This is a genomic window from Rothia sp. HMSC061C12, assembly GCF_001815755.1.
Lineage (GTDB): Bacteria > Actinomycetota > Actinomycetes > Actinomycetales > Micrococcaceae > Rothia > Rothia mucilaginosa.
Map to the genome: position 1 here is coordinate 1 of NZ_KV821856.1, position 20434 is coordinate 20434.

Sequence of the window (20434 nt, forward strand, 5' to 3'; positions counted from 1 at the left end):
CCGAAGCAAACGGTCATGCCTTAATCCCAGATGTTCAGACATGAAAAGCCTCCCGTTTCTTGGACTTCATTTTTGGTGTCCAAGAAACGGGAGGCAGTTCATACCGCAGCATCGGGAGGCGGGGCTATTTTTACGCACCCACCTGCGCATTTAAAGGTTCAGCACAGGTGCCGGTGGTACGGTAAAACAGCGGGCATCAGCCCCGACCGCAGAGGAACCAGCGGCTCCACACAATCAAGGAAGAACGCCACCATGGGACTCAAAGACTGGATAGCACCCTTTATTACGCTACTCATTGGTGCTAGCACCATCTTCATCTCCTACAAGAACTACCAGGCGCAGGCGGCGGCAAAACCCTCCGAATTGGCACGCCTAGAGCTGTGGAGCAAGCTCCTCACCGAAGCCGGCTTGGACCTCAACGCCCTACCCGACCCCGAAAAGCTCACCTCCGACCAGCGCGTCGTCCTCGAAAACTACCGGGTCTTCCTCAAGCGTGCGTCCCTCGAATCGAAGCTGCGTAAAGTTGGCATCGACAGCAACCGTATCTTCAGCCTGCTCATGAAGCGTGCGCACTCTTCCGTGAAGCCTACGCCCATCCCCATTGGCGACTCGATTAGCTACTACCGCCTGATTCTACGTGCCCTGCTGTACATTTGGGTTCCGCTGGCCGTGATTTTCATCGGCGTGCCCATCATCGTGGTCACCATCGCCTACCTGATTGGCCTGTTCACGAACCACCGCGGCAATCTGTCTGACTTTGCACTCTCCCCGCTCGCCGTGGTGCTCCTGATTGTTGGTGCGGTCGCCGTCGGTGCCCTCGTGTACCTGCAGAACCGCATTATCTCCGCCATTATCGCGAACAATGTGTACTTCTACTTCTGGGATATTTACGGCTCCAAGAAGGGCGCTCGCGACTCCAAGGACGCCTACAGCGAGCGCCTGGCGGCTAAAACCTACGCCGACCAGCTGTTCCTCGGTCAGCAGGAGTTCGCTCACCAGTTCCGCGAGAACATGTACATGGCGGGTATTCAGGAGATTGATGAGTACCCGCGCGTGCTCAGCGACAGCGTGATGCTGCCGCGCAACTACCGGGTTGCGGAAACCACCGAGGGTGAGGACCGTATCGACCGCTTCGTGAACTGGGTGCGCTCCAAGATTGGTTTTGAGCGCCTGGAACCGCGCATCATCTACAGGCTCGAACATAAGGACGCGCACAAGGATGCGAAGAAGGAATCCGCGCACGGTGAGCCGGTAGCTACTGAGCAGGGTGTTTCTGGGCAGCCTGTAGAGGCGCCGGCTCAGGATAAGCCGGAGGATGCACAGAAGGCTCCGGAGGCGCCTGCCTCTGCGGAGTCCGCCTCGGAGGAGCCCATCGTCGCGGAGGTGTCCGTCGAGGCTCCTGCCGAGGTACCTGCCGAGAATCTGGCTGAAGTACCCGTTGAGGATGCGCCCACCGAACCCGTCACCGGAAGCGCCACCGAACCTTCCACCGCAGTTGGGGTATCCGTCGCAGCTGGGGCAGATGACCCCACGGAGGCGTTCACCCGCATCCTGCACGATGCCGACGGTCATGAGAAAAGCAGCGCTGAGAAACCCGGTACTGAGAAGCCTAAAAACTAAATAGCCCGCCCGAGGGCGCCGAAAATCCGGGCATGAGAAAAGGGTCGCAGCCTACGAGTTCGCCATTGAACCGTAAGCGTACGACCCTTTTCCTATTCCCTTCAAGGGCGAGCAGAATCGGAGGTACCGCCCGACCAAGAAGAGTCATATGATGCGCCCCTCCACCGGTAGAGGTTGCCTGGCAGAAGAACCCGCCGAAGCGGGTCGGCAGAGCGCCCGGCAGAGGGTGCATCACGCTTGAGGAACCGCCCCCAAGCCCACCGGAAAGGGGGCTGAGGGAACAGAAAACCCTGAGCTGGCGCATCGTCTACATCAACAGAAAATAACTGCATCTCGGGGTAGGGGGGGGCGATTCGCGCTCCGGGTGGGACCTACCCTCTCCCACCCGGAGGCGAATCCTAGGGATGTTCGCAGTGTATTGAATACATCCCACCGAAATCCCTCACAAACGTTCGGGGTTTCAGTATGAGCGGTATATGAGCCTACCGCAGTCTATGCCGCAACCTCGGGGTTACGGGAGATAACAACCTTCACCACGTTGTGCTCAGCAGCGTGGGAGAACAGGTCGTATGCCTCCTCGAACTGGTCGAACGTGAAGCGGTGGGTTGCCATCGCCTTAGCGTTCAGACGACCCGAGCGGACCATGTTCAGCAAGTTACCGACGGTGTTGCAGTTGACCAGGCCCATGTTGATGCTCACGTTAGAAATCCACATGGTGTTCAGGGGCAGCTCAACGGGCTTGCCGTGCACGCCGGCGTTAGCGATGTTGCCGTAGGGGCGAACAATCTTGGTGCAGGTCTCGAAGGTCTGCGGAACACCCACAGCCTCAATTGCCACGTCCACGCCCAGGCCGTCGGGGGAGAGAGCCTTAATCTTCTCGATGAAGTCCGGGTCGCCCGCGTTGACCTTATCGGTTGCACCCAGCTCCAGTGCCTTGTTCATGCGGTTGTCGTCAAAGTCGACGGTGATGACGCGGCCGGCACCGCAGAGGTTAGCGGTCATGATTGCGCCCAGACCCACGGGGCCTGCACCCACGACAGCGACGGTGTCGCCGGGCTTGGTGTTGCCGTTCAGAATACCGATCTCGAAGCCGGTGGGCAGTGCGTCGGTGAGGAAGAGGACGTCCTCATCGGTCAGACCCTCCGGAACCAGGTGGACCGAGGTCTCTGCGTAGGGAACACGCACGTACTCTGCCTGGGTGCCGTCAATCATGTAACCGAAAATCCAGCCGACACCACCAACGGTCTGGCAGTGCGAAGGCTGGTTCGCCTTACAGTAGGAGCACTTACCGCAGCTGGTCACGGCGGGAATGATAATGCGGTCGCCGACCTTCAGATCAGTCACCGCGGAGCCAACCTCGGTGATGGTGCCGACAGCCTCATGGCCGAGGATGCGTCCGTGGTCCACCTCGGGGCAGTCACCCTTCAGGATGTGCAGGTCAGTACCGCAAATGGTGGTGGTGTCGACACGGGCGATAACGTCCGTGGGCTCAAGAATGGTGGGGTTCGGGACTTCCTCCCAGGCGCCCTTCTGATCGGGACCGTGGTACACATATGCCTTCATGGTGCCTCCTCCGTTGAAGTTCTGATGAGGGTGCAGTGACTGCTTTATCACTACATGTATCAACCTATAAGGAATATTTGATAGGTTGTATTTTCATTAAACCCGACGTGTTGAATTAAGCGCTTTTATTACGCGGAGTGTATCTTTTAGTTCTTTAAACATAAACATGATTCAGTTTGGGTATTTAATACCTGTAAATAACGCACGAGGCGCACCCCTGAAAATAGGGATGCGCCTCGTGCGTTTACTCGTGCGTTTACTCGTGCGTTTACTCGAGAAAAGTTGGATTGAGTCGAGGTTGAGCTGGGCTTAGCTCTTCAACTGGATTTAGCTCTTCAGCTGGGCACGCGCTCGCGAACGAACCGCCGTCACCGCCCACACCAGCACAAAAGCCGCCACCATCGACAGCACAATCGTGCCACCGGTCGGCAGGTTAAACGCCCAGGACAGGTACAGGCCAACAATCGAGCAGATACCGCCAAACACCGGCGAGAACACCATCATCGACCCCAGTCGGCGGCACGCCAGGCGGGCTGCCGACGCCGGAATCACCAGAAGCGCCAACACCAGCACATTACCGAGCGTCTGCAAACCCAGCACCACAGAAATGGTTACCAGAACGTACAGCACAATATCCAGGGCAAGCACCGGCAGGCCCATCGCGCGGGCGCTCTCACGGTCCAGGCTGACCGTCACAATTTGGCGGTGGAACAGCCACAGCACCAGCAGAATAATGGCACCCATAATCGCGGCCTGGGTAATGTCCTCATTCGAAACACCCACAATCGAGCCGAACAAGAAGTCCTGTACCGACCCCGAATAGCCCGGCGCCAACGAAATAATCACAATACCTAACGCAAAGGACGCCGCGAAGAAAATACCAATCACGGAATCCTCGCGTAGCCGCTGATTCTGGCTAAAAATAGCCACCAGAATAGCCGTCACCACGCCCGCGGTCAGACCGCCCACCATCAGGTTGCCGCCCAGTACGAACGCTACCGCAAGACCCGGGAACACCGAGTGCGCCACCGCATCGCCAATGAAGACCATGCCGCGCATCAGCACGTGGCAGCCCACCACACCGGTAACCACCGATGCGAGCAGTACCGCCGCCAGGGCGCGCGGAAGGAATGCCAGAGACGGGTTGAACAGGTCGGCAAGAAAATCGATAGGAGTAATCAACGGGCACCCCCGGTAGAAGCAGTATGGGCGGGGGAGAGGGAATGATCAGAAGCGCAGGAATCGGGCAGCTCGTGGCCGTACTCATCCAACGCACCACCGGCACAGGTGAAGCCCGTGCGGGCGTGACCCTGCGCCTCCTCAATATCGTGACCGTGCAACCACGTATGCAACTGCTCCAGGCTAAAGGAGTCCGCCGGACCATCCAGGTGAATATTGCCGCGCACACCGCACAGACGCGAGCAGGACTCACGCGCCGCCAGCATGTCATGCGTAGACATCAGAATCGTGATGCCCTCGCCCGCCAACTCACGGTACAGGCGAGTCAGAGTGGTCTGAGTCGGCGCGTCCACGCCCGTAAAAGGCTCATCCAGCAGCAGCAGGGAGGGGTTCGCCGCCAAAGCGCGCGCCAAAAGAACCCTCTGACGCTGACCACCGGAAAGCTCCGCAATGGAAGCATCCTGCAGGTGCAGAACATCGGTGCGTTCCATCGCCGAAAAAACCTGCACCCAATCCTTCTTCGCCGGGCGGCGGAAGAACCCAATCTCACGCACGCGACCGGTCATCACCGTGTCCTTAACGGTCAGCGGAAAATCCCACTGGAACTGGTGCTTCTGCGGCACATAACCAATATGCGCACGCGCCACACGCGGCGACTCACCCAGCACCCGAACCTGACCGGACGCCGGGCGAATTAGACCCAAAATGGTGCGCAGCAGCGTGGTCTTACCGGCACCATTAGCACCAATCAGACCCGCAAACTCGCCGCGCTCCAGGGTCAGGGACAGATCCTTGAGGATGGAACGGCGCGCGTAGCCGGCGTACAGGTTTGAAATCTCTAGGACGGGTTCAGTACCCGCTGTTACCGATGCGCTCACGAACGGTCACCGCGCACTTCATCCAGAGCCTCACGCTGCGCGGAGGAGCGGCGACGCCGGGAGACGATGAATGCGCCCACGCCCACCACGACCACGATGCCAGCGACAATAGGACTCCAGGAAATCGTGAACTCAGCACGGAAACCGCTCTGATCGCTCGCTGCGGCGGCAGAAGAAGAACCGGATGCCTGAGAAGCAGAAGAAGCCGAAGCATCGGAGGAAGCAGAAGAAGCCGAACCTGAGGATGCAGAACCGCGCGCCTGCGCCTCCATCGCGTACAGGGCGTCAGCGCTCGCAGAATCACCCACCGCAAACTTCAGGTAGCGGGTATCAGATACGGTCGAACCGTCAGACAGCTCAGCGCTCGCGGTGACCTTCAGCAGGTACTCGCCGGGGGCAGTGAACACCCAGTTCGCGTGGGTGTGAGTGTTCTTCTCCACCCACAGCTTCTGCGGCTCACTCTTGGTCGAGGACCACAGCACCTGCGGTGCCGAGAAGTTGCCGTTCTCCAGGTACAGGCTGAACGTGCCGGGGCCGCTTACCTGCTCCAGGGTCAGGTTCACGCCGCGGTTCAGCTTGGACACCAGCTGCGGATCCTGAGTGTTCCAACCCGGCCAGATCACGCCCTTAGTTTCGGTCTGCGGAATCACGTACACCTTAGAGCCGGCGGGCGCACCCACGAAGGAGTAACGCGGGTCGTTCGGCACCTCAAGGATCGCCTTATCGCTACCGCGGTAGATGACCTCGTCCAGGCTACGCCAGACGGGGGTTTCGCCGTGGTCGTCGTGGAGCATGAGCTCAAACTTGCCGTTGTTGAAACGAGGACCCATATCCACGTGACCGGCAGAAATTTCGGTGCGGCCGGATGCGACCGGCTGCTCCGCCGACAGGGTCTGGGTGAGGGCACGCTCGCCGCGGCTGAGGTTGCTGTCGCTTGGCTGAGCCGAGGCGCTCTCAGCGGTTGCCGGGGTGCTCTCCGCGTGTGCGACACCCAGGGGTGCGAGCATGAGGCTTGCGCCCAGGGCCAGGGCGGGCAGCGCGCGGCTACGTGAGGAGCGGGAGGGGGTGGTTGAGTTCATCATGAGGACTTCCTTGGATCATGACCGAAACGGTGTGTGAAAGATTATCTATATGCTGATGCGGCTATATGGGCTTGTGGGTAGCTTAAAACCGGGTTATGAGGTGCTTGCCTCCGAGCAGCTAGCACCCGAAGAATCGCCGCCAGAACTAGCCCCCGAGCACAGCGCAATCGTGTGAGCATTCGCCAGCATCATCTGCGCGTAGTGAGGAGCCTGCGCATCCAGAGTGTCCGAATAGAGCACCCCGGTACGCACTTGAGCCTCCCGAGCCAGCTCCGTGAGAACCGGTGAACGCATCGCCGTGGACTTGTCCAGATAAATCGCTGGAACCTTCAAATCCTCGACCGTGCGACGCAGGCGCTGACGCTGCTGAATGCTCGGCTCGCCGCTGGCGCTGGCACTCACGAAACCGGCAATGTGCAACCCGTAGGTGCTCGCCAGGTAGCGGTAGCCGTCGTGCGTGGTGACCAGGTTGCGTGCCGACTCAGGCAGACCTCCGTACACCTGACGCAGCTGAGCGTCCAGGGCATCAAGCTCCTTCATGACCTGCTCGGTGCGGGTCGCGTACTCGCTCGAACCTGCCGGATCGGCGGAGGTGAGTGCGTCACGGATGACCTGCACGCTCGCCTTTGCGTTCGGCACCGAATGCCAAATGTGCGGGTCAATCTCGCCGTGCACGTGCTTGCCTAGAACGGCCTGCGCCAGCAGGTACACCTGACCACGATGCTCCGAAGCACCCGACCGCAGGAAACGGTAGCTACCGCCGGCGGGCACCTCCTGCAGGGTGCGGGAGGGGACCGCGACCACGGTGCGGTTCAGTTCGTACTCTACGGCGCCCTGGGAGGAATCCGCGCGAAGCACGAGCCTGCCGTCGCCGGTACGTGCCGTAATATCGGCGTGACCTGCGGAAAGAACCTTGATGTCCGAGGCAGAAACGTTCTGTTCTTTCGCCAGACGGTCCACCAGCTGTTGCGGGTCACGACCAACCGCGCAGTACAGGGTGCCGCGCGAAGAACGCACCGACTCCGGCGCATTGACTGCGGTGGCACTCAGCTCAATGGCGTACTCGCCGGCATCACTAAACGCCCACGACAGGTGCGTATGCGCCTGCAACGGAAGCTCCAGCGAACCCATATCGCCGGTACGGATTGCGGTGTCCCCCTCACGGGTGAGGTTCACGCCGCGCGCATGCGAATCGCACAGCATCTCCACCGCGCCGAAGGTCTGCGTAATGAACGCCGCCAACTGCGCATTCGACGAATCGGTAGAGGTGCGCGCCCGCACGCTCTGCACCTCAAAGCGCATTCCCGCATCCGAAGAGTCGGCGGGGGCAGATTCGTTCTGCCTGCCCTCTTCAACGCGCAAACCCAGCCAGATGGAGTCCAGGGAGGCATCCTCAACAATGGCTTCCAGCTTGCCGCCGTACTGCTCAATTTTCTCCGCAACCGCCACGGACACAACGCCTGCGGGCAGGTTTGCCTCAACCATTTTGCTGAGCTTACGCTGCTCCAGCAGCAGACCGTTCGTCAGGGCGCAGCGGGCGTAGGCGACATCGCGGATATCGCGCAGGCTCGGCTCATACGAGTGCGGGTCAGCACCGGCAGGCACCAGGGAGTGCACGCTGGCGCGCTCTCCTGCAATTTGCTGCGCCAAGTCCGCCAGAATCGGGGTCGTGGCGACCACGCGCATCTGGTCGGAGGAAGCGTTCACGGTGCTGGCACATCCGCTCAGTGCGAAGGCACCAGCCCCCACCCCCGCACCCACCGCAATACGGGAGGCGAGGGTGAGGGCGGTACGCCGACTATATGCTTGTGCGCGGTTTTCGGTATGCCCGCTATGCGGTGTCACCGCTGCGGCCCTTTCGGCGTGCCGAACGCAGAATCATGGCACCGAGTGCCAGCGCCAGAATGGAGGTGCTGACCATGAACGGGTCGATGACCACACCGGTGTTCGGCAGCTTACCTGCGGCGGCTGCCTTCTGGGCGTTGGCGAGTTCCTGGTTGGTCAGGGCGCAATCCTCACCGGAGGCGGTCTTGCCGACGATGCGCACCTTGGATCCGTCGGGCTTGGTGACGACGCCGGTGGCTTCGTCGACGGTGCCGTTGACGGGGTTCTTTGCGGTGCTCTTCTCGCCGCCGTTGTTGGCGCCGTTAGCGCTGTTAGCGTTGCCGCCGTCCTGCTTGGTTTCTGCCGCACCCTGTGCGTTGTTGCTTGCCGGGGCGTTATCGGGGTTGCCGACGGTGAAGTGCAGAACCGATTCGCTGCTGACCTGCTGACCGTTCTTCAGGCGTGCCGTCCAGCCGATGGTCACGGTGTAGCGTCCCTCAGCGGTGAACACCCAGTTGCTGTGCTGGTGGGTGTTTGCGGGCACCTGGAAGGAGCCGCCGCTACGCGAATCGAAGACCTTCTGACCGGCGGAACCGAAGTTGCCGGAGAGGAAGGTGGACATGGTGCCGGGGCCCTCAAAACCGTTGAGGCTCATGGTGACGGGGCCGTCGAGCTGCTTGAGCAGTTCGGGGTCCTGGGTGCTCCAGCCGAGCCAGGGCACGCCCTGCTGCTGGGTTGCACCGATCATGTGCACGGGGGTGCCCGCCGGGGCGATGTTCTCCATGCCTGCGGGCAGGTTGATCTTCGCGGCGTCATTGAGTACGAACTCGAGGGCGCCGGGGGAGACGTGGCGGGCGGGGCTGGTGCGGTCGTCCTTCACGCTGCTGGTGAGGTTGCCGCCGTTGAGGATCGGGCCTACGTCGAAGTGGCCGTGGGTGACTTCTTCACGGCCGCTGTGCTCGGCGGTGTTGACTACAGCGAGGGTGGGGATGCTGGTCGGTGCCTGGGCTGCCTGGTTGCTCTGCTTGTTGTCCTTCTGAGCGTCCTTGGAGTCCTTGCTGTCCTTGGAGCCCTTGGCATCTTCGGCGGGAACCTCGGTGGCGATGCACTGCTGGTTCAGGCTGCCGGGCAGACCGGAGGACAGCACGCCGTTGCCGGTAATGCCGCCGCCGTTGCTGGGTGCGCTGATGTTCTGGGCGTTGGAGCCCTTCACACTGGATCCCTTCGCGCTGGTGGCGTTGCCGTCCTTGTTTTCACCCTTGTCGGAGCCGTTATTAGTGTTGTCGGTGCCGCTGATAGCGGTTACACCGGATCCACCCTGGGATGCCTGCTCACCATTTGCCGCCGCCTTCGCGCCGTTCGGGTCGGTCACCTGCGCGGCATTCTGACCGTTCACGGATCCATCCACGCGGCGAATACCGGTGGATGCACTCGCTTCAGCAGATGCACTCGCCTCAGCACTTGCGGAGGTAGATGCACTGGGGCTGCTGGTGGCGCTCTCGGTAGCGGTGGAGGTCGCCTCGGGGGTAGTGGTCGCCTCGCTCGTGGCGTCCTTGGTCGCTTCCTTTGCGGCGTTCTGTGCGTTCAGGAGCTTGAAGCCGTCCTCAGCGTTAGTGCCCACGGCGATGGTGTAGGTCGCCTCGGAGCTGACCGGGGTGCCGTCGGCAAGGGTTGCGGTGGCACGGAAGGTCAGCTGGTAGATGCCTGCGCGGGTGAATGCCCAGCTGAGGTGCTCGTGACCGCCAGAGGTGATGGTGTGCGGTGCGAGCTTGTCGTTGGTGCTGAAGACGCGCGGGTTGTCGCGACCGGATTCGGTGAAGACTTCGGCGCGGCCGCCTTCGGGTACGCTGCTGCGCACGAGTTCAAGGTTGATGGTGTTGTCCTTGAGTGCGCCGGGGCGGATTCCTTCCGCGCCGAGGCCGGGGTAGAGCAGGCCGCGGGTGCGGGTGGAGGGAATGTAGAAGATGTCGGTGCCTTCGGGGGCAATGTAGTCGTAGCCTGCTACGACGTTGGTGTGTGCATCCTCGACGTCGGGCAGGTGGAAGACGGTGCGGGCGGGGTTGAATCGTCCCTGCTGGCCGGGGCCGGTGTCTGCGAGGGTGGCGAGGGTGAACTGGTTGCCGTCGAGGAATGCGTTGAGCATTTCGGTGTGTACGCCCGCGATGACGTAGTCGCCTTCGTAGTTGACGTAGGCGCGCGACTCGGTGCCTGCCTGGGTGCCGGTCTGGTTTTCCTGCGCCTGGTTTTCCTGCGCCTGTGCGGCGGTGAAGGTGCCGACCTGGGGCAGGGCGAGGGGCGCCCCGAGTGCGAGGGTGCATCCGAGGGTGGTTGCGCTGAGTAGGCTCAGGGGTTTGGTGCGTCCTTGCATGGTGGCTCCTTGGATGACTGCTCGTTGGCTGGCGCGTTGCCCGGTGTGTTCGGGGCCCGTTGCTTTCGGGGCTTGCCCGATGCTGGGTCCGGCGGCCTGTTGCCGGTTTCCCTCTTGGGTTCGGGGTGCGCTCTGCCGTGTTTTTCTCTTTGTGGATGTACGTGGTGTGCGTTTTTGGGCGAGCCTCGGCGCACACGTATTTCTGAGAATCACTATACTCACTTAGGTTCTAAATGACAATTATTTGCAAAAGAGCTACCCTAGAGGATAGAAAAATGAGAAAGGTTGTCATGAGCTCTCAGAAGCAGACCCAACGAAGGGTCACCACACACACCCCCGCACTCTTCATCCCCGGCGGCAAGCCCGCCCTCCGCCGCGCAGCCGCATTCCTTTCCGCCGCAGCGCTGCTCGCGCTCGCCGGCGCTGCCCCCTCCCTGCCCGCCGCAGCAGGCCCCGACGACGGCAAAATCGTCACCACCAAGGGTCACGTTGACGCCCCCAAGGCATACTGGGACGAGCAGAACGGCACCTTCGTCCTCATGAACGAGGCGAACCCCTACAAGACCGGTGCAGACACCTACGAACTGGACAAGACCGTCAACTGGGTCGGCAAGGGCTACAGCACCAGGGACGGCAAGTCGCAGTACACCATGACCCTGGGCGACTCGCCCTCCCTGGCGTTCCTCGGCGAACCCGGCCAGACCCTCTACATGGCACCGCACCTGACCTACGGCAACCAGGACCCCATCTGGGCTGGCCTGGGTGCCTCCACGAAGGTGCCCACTGAGCGTTTCCGTGACGGCGTGTTCGCTACCGACATTCTCTCAGTTGAGGGCCCCGGCCGTATGGAGCTCTTCCGCTACAACCCGGACGACGCCCCCGCTGACGTGTACCGCATGCTTTCCAGCAGCTCGACCGGCTGGCACTCCTGGCTGCTCGACAAGGGTAGCCACACCCACAACACCACGACCTTCACCCGCCCGGGCCGCTACGTGGTCACCTACCGCACCGTGGCGCGCTCTACCGACGGCCGCATTATTAGCTCCAAGCCGTCGAAGCTGGTCTGGCAGGTTGGCGGCATGCAGCCCGTGCTCGGTGACGGCACCCCCACCGCCGTACCCACCGTTGACCGCTACAATGCGGCACCCGTCGGTGACCTGGACGCCGCAAAGTACGTACTGTCCGTGGCACCGCACCGCCTGGACGCCGACCCGGCAAAGAACAAGGATGCCGACGACAAGCTCAGCGACATCACCTTCACTGCCGCGAACAAGAACCTCAAGGGCACCCTGACCCTGTACAACAACGGCTACTTCCTGACCGACCTGCCGGTCGTGAACGGTACCGCCACCTGGTCTGAAATGCTCGGTAGCGAGGGCTCTCAGCTGCAGGCGGTCTTCACCCCCGACACTTCCGACGAGAATAGCGCGGAGGCGTCCCGTTGGATCTCGCACAAGCTCACCTACGAGCCCGGCAAGGCTGAGAGCGTGTACAGCGATGACGGTAACGGCTCCTGGCCCGAAGAAATCCCGGATCAGGCGAACACCGTACTCAGCACCCAGCAGTACACGCCGAGCAGCATGGACTACGACGTGACCGTCACCCCGAACGGCAACGGTTTCAGCACCGTTGAGGTTCGCTTCAAGGATCCGAAGGTGCGCGGCTTCATGCGCGGCGGCTTCTACGCCCAGGATGACCCGGTCTACCCGTACCTCGATCTGGAAGGCTCCGTCGAGGATGGTGTGGCGCGCTTTACCTTCCGTGACGAGTCCTTCTACAAGGGCACGGCTCTGCGCGTGAAGATGCTGACCCACCCGGATATGAACGCTTCCGCCTCTACCACTGAGGTTGCGGCGAACTACGAGCCGGGCACGAAGTACACTGCGCACGGTGCGTTGGCTCCCGATAGCGCGCCGATTGCGGATGCGCCGAAGCCTGCTCCGGTGGATCCGTCGCCGAGTGCTGAGCCTACGGTTGCGCCCTCCACTGAGCCTTCTGCTGAGCCGAGCGAGGCTCCTTCCGAGGCTCCGACCGCTGAGCCCAGCACCGTTCCGTCGGTGTCTCCCAGCGAGGTTCCGACCGTGCCTGCGGTGCCGACCGCCTCTGCAGAGCCGAGCGTGCCTGCTCCGGCGCCCTCCACTCCGGCACCGTCTAGCCCCGCGCCCGCGAACCCGACCCCGAGCGCACCTGCTCCGACTAGCCCGGCACCGTCTGCGCAGCCGTCCACCCCCGGAACCCCCGGTAACCAGTGCGTGCCCGGCAAGATCGACGGCCGCACCAAGATTTCGCACGGCCACCTGGACATTCAGGCGACCCTGAAGGACCGCCAGCTGTCCGTGGGTCTGCGTGACGACAGCGGCATCATTGACGCCGATTCGACCGTGCGCCCGCTTGATTCGGTCGTGTGGACGGTCAGCGAGAACGCTCGCCGTGTGCGCACCGAACGCATGGCTGATGAGAAGCTGAACTTCATGGGCCCGGTCGGCACCGCCTTCTACGGCCTGCCGCAGACCCAGCAGAGCGGCCTGCCCTGGCCCGGCTACAACACGCAGGATATCGACTACTCGCAGCTGCGCGGCCCGGTGCGCCTGCACGTGGTTCCGAAGGTCATGCCTGAGGGTGCGCGCTTCGGCATGTTCACTGAGTCGCTGAACGGCGCGGATGTGCTGCTGGATTCGACGACCGGCAAGACCACGATCGACATTGATTACGCGACGCACGCGCACGCGAACTGGGTGTTCTCTGAGCCCGGCCAGTACATGTTTGACGTGCACTATTCTGCGACCCTGGCTGATGGTACTGAGGTGAACAGCCCGGTGCAGCAGCTTGCGGTTGCTGTGGGTAAGAAGGCGTCGGATGCGTGCTCGTTTGAGACTGCCGTGCCGAAGGACCCGAATGCGGCTAAGGACGACTTTAGTGGTGTGCGCCGTGTGGATTCGGCAACCCCGGGCGGTACCGCTGGTGCTAACCAGCCCGGCTCCGCGCAGTCTGGTGCCGCGCAGGGTGGTCAGTCCGGTCAGGCTGGTGCTTCTGGCGCTGCCGGTGACGTGAACGCGCAGGGATCCTCTGACGGTTCGGCTGATGGTTCTGCTGGCGGCGTGTACCCGGGCGGTATTTCCGGTGGCGGCACTGGTGGCGGTTCTTTGGGTCAGTCCGGTGTGTCTGCTGCGTCGGGTGGCGTGAGCTCCCAGCAGGGCGGCCTGGCGCGTACTGGTTTCGGTGCGGTGTCTGTGGCTGTGGGTGGCGCACTGGTGCTCGGTGCGGGCACCGTGATGGTACTGCGTTCTCGCCGCCGCGCTTCGTAGCGCTCGCCGCGTGAGGATACGCTGATACGATAAAGCCCCCGCGGCTGAGAGGATGACTCTCGGCCGCGGGGGCTTTCTCTATGCGGTGTTACATCTTGATATCCGCTAGGCCGGTGATTTTGTTGCGTCTTCTATACAGCTTCCTGAACAGGGGTCGGGTCCACTCGAGGCTATCCCACGTATCAACCCACGCCAGATCCTGCGGGTCCCGCATATCGGGCCAGCGGTCGAACTCGAGCCTGAACCGTACGATTGCCAGCAGCCGGTGGTTCCTTCCAACGGGGTCAAGCTTGGCGATTTCCTTGCCCTTCTTGGTGTAGAAGGTAGCCTTGTCGGTCCCTTCCCCATCCCAATCCTCCGCCTCCGCCCTACCTTGGAAGTAGAAAACCTGGTCGATAGCCCTAATCGGGTAGGGGGTCACGGTAGCGAACGGTGAGAGCTTCTGCTCCACAGTGTCAGGCGTGATTTTCGTGTACACCAGGTGAACGTGCAGAAGGTGGTATAGGAAGACCAGCAGCAGGATGAACATCAGGAGGTTGAAGAGGATGCCGAGCTCTGCCTGCGTGTAGAGGTAGAACGCGAAGAAACCTGCCGGGAGTGTGGGCGTGAGAAGGCTTATGAGTGCTTCACGGCGGGGCACGCGTGTAATGTAGATGCCTTCGTCGCGTAGCTTCATGTCCTGGCGCAGGTGTCTATCATGCAGGACAACGACAATGATGGCGCCGATAATCGATGCGAGGGTGCAGGTGCCCCAGAGCAGAAGGAAAAAGGTGTGCATGATGTGTGCTCCTCTTTCGCGGTGTTGGTGGTGTTCGTGCCAGTTGTGGCTCTTAGGATGTAGGGGGTAGTCGGCGCTTATCGAGCGGGCTACATGTCGACATCGGCGAGACCGGAGACTTCTCCCCGTTCCCTGAAGAATGGAATTGTCTCACCCCATGTGTCCAACAAGTTAACCTGAGCCACATCACCCGAATTATTCATATCAGGCCAGCGTTCGTTCTCAATCCTGAACCGCACAATCGCCAACAAACGATAATTACCATGAATAATCGGGCAAAACGCAGCAATATGTTTACCTGATTTAGTATAAAATCCAACAATATCTTGGTCATCAATTGAGAGCGCTTCACGGTAGTAAACACTATCAATTACATTGAATGGATAACTTGTCGGCTTGGTGGAAAGAATGCGTTGCTCGACGCCTTCCGGTGAAATTTTTACATAAGCAACATGAATATACCATGAGAACATTAGAAAAATTGAGGTGAAAATTAGAGCAATAAAATCTTGGATAAGATTTATTTTTCCATCATATATCATGGACAAAAAGAAAATTAATGGAAAAAATGGGGATGCGAGACAGCTGAAAATCTCAAAACGATTCACGCGTCTAACATAAATACCCGCAGACTCTCTCTTCTTATCCTGACGCCGATGCACCTCATAACTAATAAGAATATAAGGAATTGAAATGACAGTAAGCACTAATAAGCAACCCCAAAAAATAGTTAAAAAAGTGCTTAGCAATGCTACTCCCTAATCTTTTCGGTTGTTTCCTTCTTCGCTTCTTCCTTCTCAGGAATAGAAATACCCACGGTGACGTACTTCTTCACCGACCACGCATTCATCGCCACCGAGGCAGCAAAGAACAGCGCGGGCAACCACTCCTTGCGTACCAGCGAATAGCCCAGGTACCCGAGCGCGATACACCCCGCCAGGCCAGCCACGCCAATACACACGGCACGCAGGGTACGATACCCCTCAGACCCCTCCTCAAAGCGGGTGCTCTGCAGGTAGAAGAGGCCCTCACGCACAACACGCAGGAACCCAGGGGCCAGGAAAAGCGCAACCGCCAGAGCCACCGGATCATAGCCTGCAGTCATGAAACTGGTCAGAGGAACCACGAGGCACAGAACCGTGAAAATAGCCGCCGACACAACACCCACGCGGGTTGAGAGCCTATTCATCTGCTCCATGCGCTGCAGGTCAGGAATATCGTCATTAGGCTCGATGCGGTAGATAAGGAAGTCGACAATGAACAGCCCGCCAACCATGTACCAGGGGGCGAAGTTCGTCTCTGGGGTCCACAGCATTGCATCCGCGGTACGCAGTGCCCCAAAAGCGGTCAGAGCCGTCACTACAATCAAGCCTACCGCGCTGATGGAGTGAACGAAGATAAAGAAGTGGTGGAAGAGGCCACCGTTTGCTTCATAGCCGTAGCTTTTACTACGCACCGTATCTATGACTGAGAGCCCTATAGGACCTGCAACGAAGAACAGTGCACCCCAAGGCCAAACGTCAATAACACTCATCCCTAGTGATGCAAGGGCCATGAAGATAAAGATAAGCCATAGGAAGATTAGCCATAGGATTCTAAAGGTTTCAGAGATAGCGTTCATACTATTTCCCTTTCAACTATTTGGACTCTGCCGCGCCCCGTCCAGGTTAGGCGGCGGTGCCTACGTGCTGAGGATACCAGGGCATGAGCCCCGAAAGCCCCGAGGTAGCGCGGGGGTGAGCCGCGCATCCCCGGGAGCCTTCAGCCCACAAACCGGCAGGCTACATGTCGACGTCAGCAAGACCCGAAATCTCTTGATTATTCATGAAATACGGAATGACTTCATAGCGGTTATCCAGCTGGTTCACCTTATCCACGTCAGCCGGATTATCCAGCTCAGGCCAGCGACCATACTTAATCCTGAACCGGGTCATAAGCAAGAGATAGTACTCATCATAATTCGGGTTCAACGGGTTAATACGTGCACCCGACTTAGTGAGGAACCACATCCGGCTTGGGGTATCTTCATTCTTCGACTCACTATAAACAACGCTATCAATCGCGCCGATGGGGCAGATCCTCGACCCGAGAACAGGGGTGTGCATATTAATACCCTCAGAAGAAATCTTCATGTACGTGGCGTTGACATGCCACAGGTAGAACAAGAGGAAAGCAGCCATGAGTATGCATGCAACCTCCATGAAAGTACTCGTCTCTGCCCTTTCTAGTGACAGGGAATAGCATACAAGCGGGAAGCCCGGGAAAAAGACAATAATGTACGCCAGTAGCGCTTGCAGACGACTAATGTAGATGCCTTCACGCTTCTTCTTCTCATCACGGCGTCGATTAACGATGTAAGCGGCAAGGGTGAAAAGCGTGAAAATAGTCGTGATAATGGAGCATACGCCCCAAAAGGTAATAGCAGATTCTTGAGACATCATTTTAGCTATTCGCTCCTTCAATCAGGTAGGAGTCGGTAATGGTAGTGGAGTGCGCATCGAGGATGCGCTGCAGGTGCTCCGGGGGTACTCGCCGCCAGATGCTGAAGCACCCACGGAGGATACGGCTGAGGGGCGCTCGCAGGCACGGCGACTGCCGCACGCACGAACGCCCCCACCTATCGCATCATCGGTTACTAAACCAGACGACCGGTTTACTTATCCATCTCGTAGACCCAGCCGCCAGCGTTGCAGTAACGCTTACCATCCTTCTCGGTGATGTAGTAGCCGGGCTCGTGGTTCTCGCACTTCTGGATAACTTCGCGAGCCTGCTGCTCAGACTTCTGAAGGTTTGCGGCACGAATCTGGAAGAAAGCGAAAGTCGCAATATATGCCACCAGAACCAGTGCGAGAGCGGCAATCGCCATGCCCTTACCCTTGCCGGTGCCGTTCTTGACCATGACCAGAGCAATCACCGCAAAAATAATGGTCGGGATGGTCAAGAACGAACCAATAACAAAGATGCCGGTCAGAGCGGAAATAATACCCAGAACCAGTGCGGTTACTGCCGCCCACTTCTTTTTCGGTGCCTCGATGGGTGCGCCGTATGCAGGCTGTACGGCGGGTGCCTGCTGGGTGAATTGCGGCTGCTGCGGTGCAGCCGGCTGCGGGGTGTTTTCAGACATGAAAGTCCTCATTTCGTATGTGGTTGGTGAATATCCGGAAGTGCACCACCTGCAGGTGGCATACCCTTCCCAAGGATACTCTATGTGCTTGAAAGCTCTGACAAGTTGAATTGTCGAGTACTTTGATGGTCTATGGGTTAGGTGGCTAAAAAGTTAACTCGGTGCAAGGCTCGGGTGAAGACTGGGCGACCATTCACCGGCGGGTGGGCTTGGGTCCGTATCCGCCCGATTTTCTTGGCTGACCCTAGGTATACAGAAGACCCCTGGGCTGAGAGGTCATCTCTCAGCCCAGGGACTTTCTCTATATTCGAAACTAACGCCGTGCAGTGCTACATGTAGACGTCGGCAAGGCCAGTAACCTTCCCCAAATTCTCAAAGTAGCGCATTGTCTTACCAGCACAATCCAAACGGTTCACCTGAGCTACGTCATCCGGGTTGTCCATGTCAGGCCAACGCTCGTTCTCAATCCTGAATCGCACAATCGCCAAGAGCCGGTAATTTTTATGAGGCAACGGGCTAAACAGGGCAATCTGGGTGCCTGACTTGGCGTAGAACCCTACCATGTCCTCGTCTTCATATTTTGCTGCTTTGTAGAACACGACGCGGTTGATCGCGTTGAAGGGGTAGCGGGTCGGGTTGGAGAACCAGATGCGTTGCTCGATGCCGTCGGCGGAGGTTTTCACGTAGGCAACATGTACATAGCGTAGACAACCGACCATTAGCACTGATAGCAACAGAGCTGCTATTTCAACCCATACATTTACCGGCCCAGTGTCATAAATTTCGGTTACATACGCAAGACCTGGAAAAACGGGGGTCAATATCGTAATGAGAGCTTCAAACCGCGTAACCCGTCGAATATAAATACCCTCACGTAGCCGTTGCTTATCTTTCCAACGCTGCACCTCATAATTGATGAGGACATAAAACGTCGCAACTGTTGTGAACGTAGCGAAGATACCCCAGAAGACAGTGAGGAAAGTGCGCATGACGGGTTCTCGTTTCGTGTGGTTGGTGAATATCCGGAAGCGCACCACCGGCAGGTGGCGTACCTTCCCCCAAGGATACCCCGGGTGCGAATCGTCTTAGACCGTGCGCTTTGGTGCACAAGGCTCCTCAACCCGCGGGGTTCCACGGTTTAGCTGGCTGTAGGTTCAGCCTCCGGGTCCTCCTCGTCATCCTTCTCGGGGATAGCAACACCCACGGTCATGTACCTCTTCACCAGCAGGTACGAGGCGATCACCGGCACCACATACACCAGCGACAACCCGCTACCGGACTGCACAACATCAGCAGCAAGATGGACCGCCGCCAAACATCCACCCAAACCCACCAGGGCTACGCAGAAGCCACGCAACACGCCATACCCGGCAGTACCCTCCTCAAAGGTCGCGGCCCACAGCTTGAACAGAGTGCGGCGCACAAAAATCAGGAAGACCGGCACCAGGCACAGCACCACCGAAACACCCACAGGCTCATAACCGGCAGCAGCGAAAGAAACCACCGGAATCAGCAGGCAGAAGAGCACCATCAGGGCGCTCACACCCAGCACCACCGCGCGCACGTACCGGTTGATGCGCTCCATACGGTGCAGGTTAGGGATCTCCTCGCTCGGCTGCGCGGCGTTATAGAAGAACAGCAGCAGAACCAGCGCAGACGCCGCCACATACCACGGCGCAAAATTGATGCCGTCCGCCTGCGGGGTGAAGGCAACCTGCGGGACACCCGCCAGGGAGAGAGCAGCGAGCAGAACAATCGCGGCAACGCAGAGCGTGCCCACCGTCAGCAGAAAGTAGTGGTACGCGCCGCCGTTCTTGGTGTTTTTCACGCACTGCTCACGAGTGCCGTCAATCATCACGACGGAAAACAGCATCGTGGAGATGGATAGGATGCTCCACGCATACTCGCCCGTCATGACGGGGACAAGCAGGAGGAGCAGGGACGCAGAGAACAGAATCCACAGGAGTACTCGCTGCAGGGTGGGTGAGGATGCGATGGCCTCTCCAATAAAGTCGATGATAAATTCGCCGATAAAGCTCACGGTGGGATCCTTTCTGCGGGGATGGGGTTACTCTTTGATCTCTTCAAAGCGGAGGACGCTGAAGTCGAATTCATCGTTACGGGTATGGAAGGACTTGTACGCCCTATATTTCTTGCCCGTCTCAAAGTTCTGGAGGTATTTGCGGATGGGGATACCATCAGGGGATTTGCTTGATTTGATGATTCCGCACTCCTCTGTTTCGAATTCGCCGGAGGTCCAGTAGGGGTCCTCATGTTCAACGATTTCGACGGAGGTGACAGTACAGATAGCGGATTCATTGCCCGGGTTGTAGCTGGTCATAAAATGTAAGGACGCAAGGAACCCTAGCATGACTGCCACGAATATGATGACGTCGCGTGCATCCCACGCAGCTTTTGCCTTTTTGCGAAGATACTCTTTGAAATCGACTTTATTCTTCTTTTTCTTGGTGTATCTCTTTTTGCGGGTCTTCTTTATAGCCCCAGTTTCGGTAACGTAATTTGCCTCTGGGTAACTCTTTTTCTTCGAAGTGTTCCTTTTCTTTGAAACATTCTTTTTCCTCGGGGAGTTCTTTTTCACTGCTCTTCACCTTCTTTCTGGGCTGCGGGCTGTTGCTCTGTGATGTCTTCAAAGCGGGTCGTCTAAAAAACTGTGCCTATGGCGTGTACGTCCTTGTGCGGTAGTGGTTGGTGA

Annotated in this window: 16 protein-coding genes; 2 read left to right on the forward strand and 14 right to left on the reverse strand. The window is 59.1% G+C overall.

Annotated features, from left to right (window positions below):
* The first annotated feature begins 252 nt into the window (after positions 1-252).
* Positions 253-1620, forward strand: a complete 1368-nt coding sequence (locus tag HMPREF3055_RS03595; protein ID WP_070688782.1) for an NADH dehydrogenase — start codon at positions 253-255, stop codon at positions 1618-1620.
* A 492-nt stretch (positions 1621-2112) separates the two neighbouring features.
* Here the strand turns inward: HMPREF3055_RS03595 and HMPREF3055_RS03600 are convergent, their stop codons facing one another.
* From HMPREF3055_RS03600 to HMPREF3055_RS03625, 6 genes are all read right to left on the reverse strand, one after another.
* Positions 2113-3183, reverse strand: coding sequence for an alcohol dehydrogenase catalytic domain-containing protein (locus HMPREF3055_RS03600; protein ID WP_012904339.1), 1071 nt, complete (start codon positions 3181-3183; stop codon positions 2113-2115).
* A gap of 327 nt (positions 3184-3510) precedes the next feature.
* A complete protein-coding gene (locus HMPREF3055_RS03605; protein ID WP_060824074.1) occupies positions 3511-4365 on the reverse strand; it encodes an anchored repeat-type ABC transporter permease subunit in 855 nt (284 codons plus the stop codon).
* A complete protein-coding gene (locus HMPREF3055_RS03610; RefSeq protein ID WP_070505477.1) occupies positions 4362-5240 on the reverse strand; it encodes a metal ABC transporter ATP-binding protein in 879 nt (292 codons plus the stop codon). The genes HMPREF3055_RS03605 and HMPREF3055_RS03610 overlap by 4 nt, the downstream gene beginning before the upstream one ends.
* A complete protein-coding gene (locus HMPREF3055_RS03615) occupies positions 5237-6322 on the reverse strand; it encodes a TIGR03773 family transporter-associated surface protein (RefSeq protein WP_070665784.1) in 1086 nt (361 codons plus the stop codon). Before HMPREF3055_RS03615 ends, HMPREF3055_RS03610 begins: the two co-directional genes overlap by 4 nt.
* 93 nt (positions 6323-6415) lie before the next feature.
* The gene (locus HMPREF3055_RS03620; protein WP_246826888.1) at positions 6416-8029 is read right to left on the reverse strand and encodes an anchored repeat ABC transporter, substrate-binding protein; all 1614 of its coding nucleotides are present in this window, start codon (positions 8027-8029) and stop codon (positions 6416-6418) included.
* Between the two features lie 124 nt (positions 8030-8153).
* Entirely contained in the window at positions 8154-10514 is a 2361-nt protein-coding gene (locus HMPREF3055_RS03625) for a TIGR03773 family transporter-associated surface protein (protein ID WP_070738002.1), read from the reverse strand.
* A gap of 290 nt (positions 10515-10804) precedes the next feature.
* Between HMPREF3055_RS03625 and HMPREF3055_RS03630 the strand changes: the two genes are divergently transcribed.
* Positions 10805-13819 (forward strand): choice-of-anchor M domain-containing protein, encoded by a 3015-nt coding sequence (locus tag HMPREF3055_RS03630; protein ID WP_070738005.1) that lies wholly within the window; start codon positions 10805-10807, stop codon positions 13817-13819.
* A gap of 88 nt (positions 13820-13907) precedes the next feature.
* On the opposite strand, the gene HMPREF3055_RS03635 is transcribed toward HMPREF3055_RS03630, so the two are convergent.
* From HMPREF3055_RS03635 to HMPREF3055_RS03670, 8 genes are all read right to left on the reverse strand, one after another.
* Complete coding sequence (locus HMPREF3055_RS03635; protein WP_049357159.1) at positions 13908-14597, reverse strand: hypothetical protein; 690 nt, start codon at positions 14595-14597, stop codon at positions 13908-13910.
* A gap of 89 nt (positions 14598-14686) precedes the next feature.
* On the reverse strand, positions 14687-15304 hold the full coding sequence (locus HMPREF3055_RS03640; protein WP_239665157.1) for a hypothetical protein: 618 nt from the start codon (positions 15302-15304) through the stop codon (positions 14687-14689).
* A gap of 44 nt (positions 15305-15348) precedes the next feature.
* Positions 15349-16053 carry a hypothetical protein gene (locus tag HMPREF3055_RS03645; protein ID WP_070738008.1) on the reverse strand — a complete coding sequence of 235 codons (705 nt, stop codon included), beginning with the start codon at positions 16051-16053 and terminating at the stop codon, positions 15349-15351.
* Between the two features lie 325 nt (positions 16054-16378).
* A complete protein-coding gene (locus tag HMPREF3055_RS03650) occupies positions 16379-17038 on the reverse strand; it encodes a G protein-coupled receptor family protein (RefSeq protein WP_070738010.1) in 660 nt (219 codons plus the stop codon).
* Positions 17039-17250: 212 nt separating this feature from the next.
* Complete coding sequence (locus HMPREF3055_RS03655) at positions 17251-17721, reverse strand: DUF4190 domain-containing protein (protein ID WP_070738013.1); 471 nt, start codon at positions 17719-17721, stop codon at positions 17251-17253.
* A gap of 329 nt (positions 17722-18050) precedes the next feature.
* The gene (locus HMPREF3055_RS03660) at positions 18051-18710 is read right to left on the reverse strand and encodes a hypothetical protein (protein WP_070738022.1); all 660 of its coding nucleotides are present in this window, start codon (positions 18708-18710) and stop codon (positions 18051-18053) included.
* Between the two features lie 149 nt (positions 18711-18859).
* On the reverse strand, positions 18860-19762 hold the full coding sequence (locus HMPREF3055_RS03665; protein ID WP_070738016.1) for a hypothetical protein: 903 nt from the start codon (positions 19760-19762) through the stop codon (positions 18860-18862).
* 27 nt (positions 19763-19789) lie between these two features.
* Positions 19790-20320, reverse strand: a complete 531-nt coding sequence (locus HMPREF3055_RS03670; RefSeq protein ID WP_070738019.1) for a hypothetical protein — start codon at positions 20318-20320, stop codon at positions 19790-19792.
* Between the last annotated feature and the right edge of the window lie 114 nt (positions 20321-20434).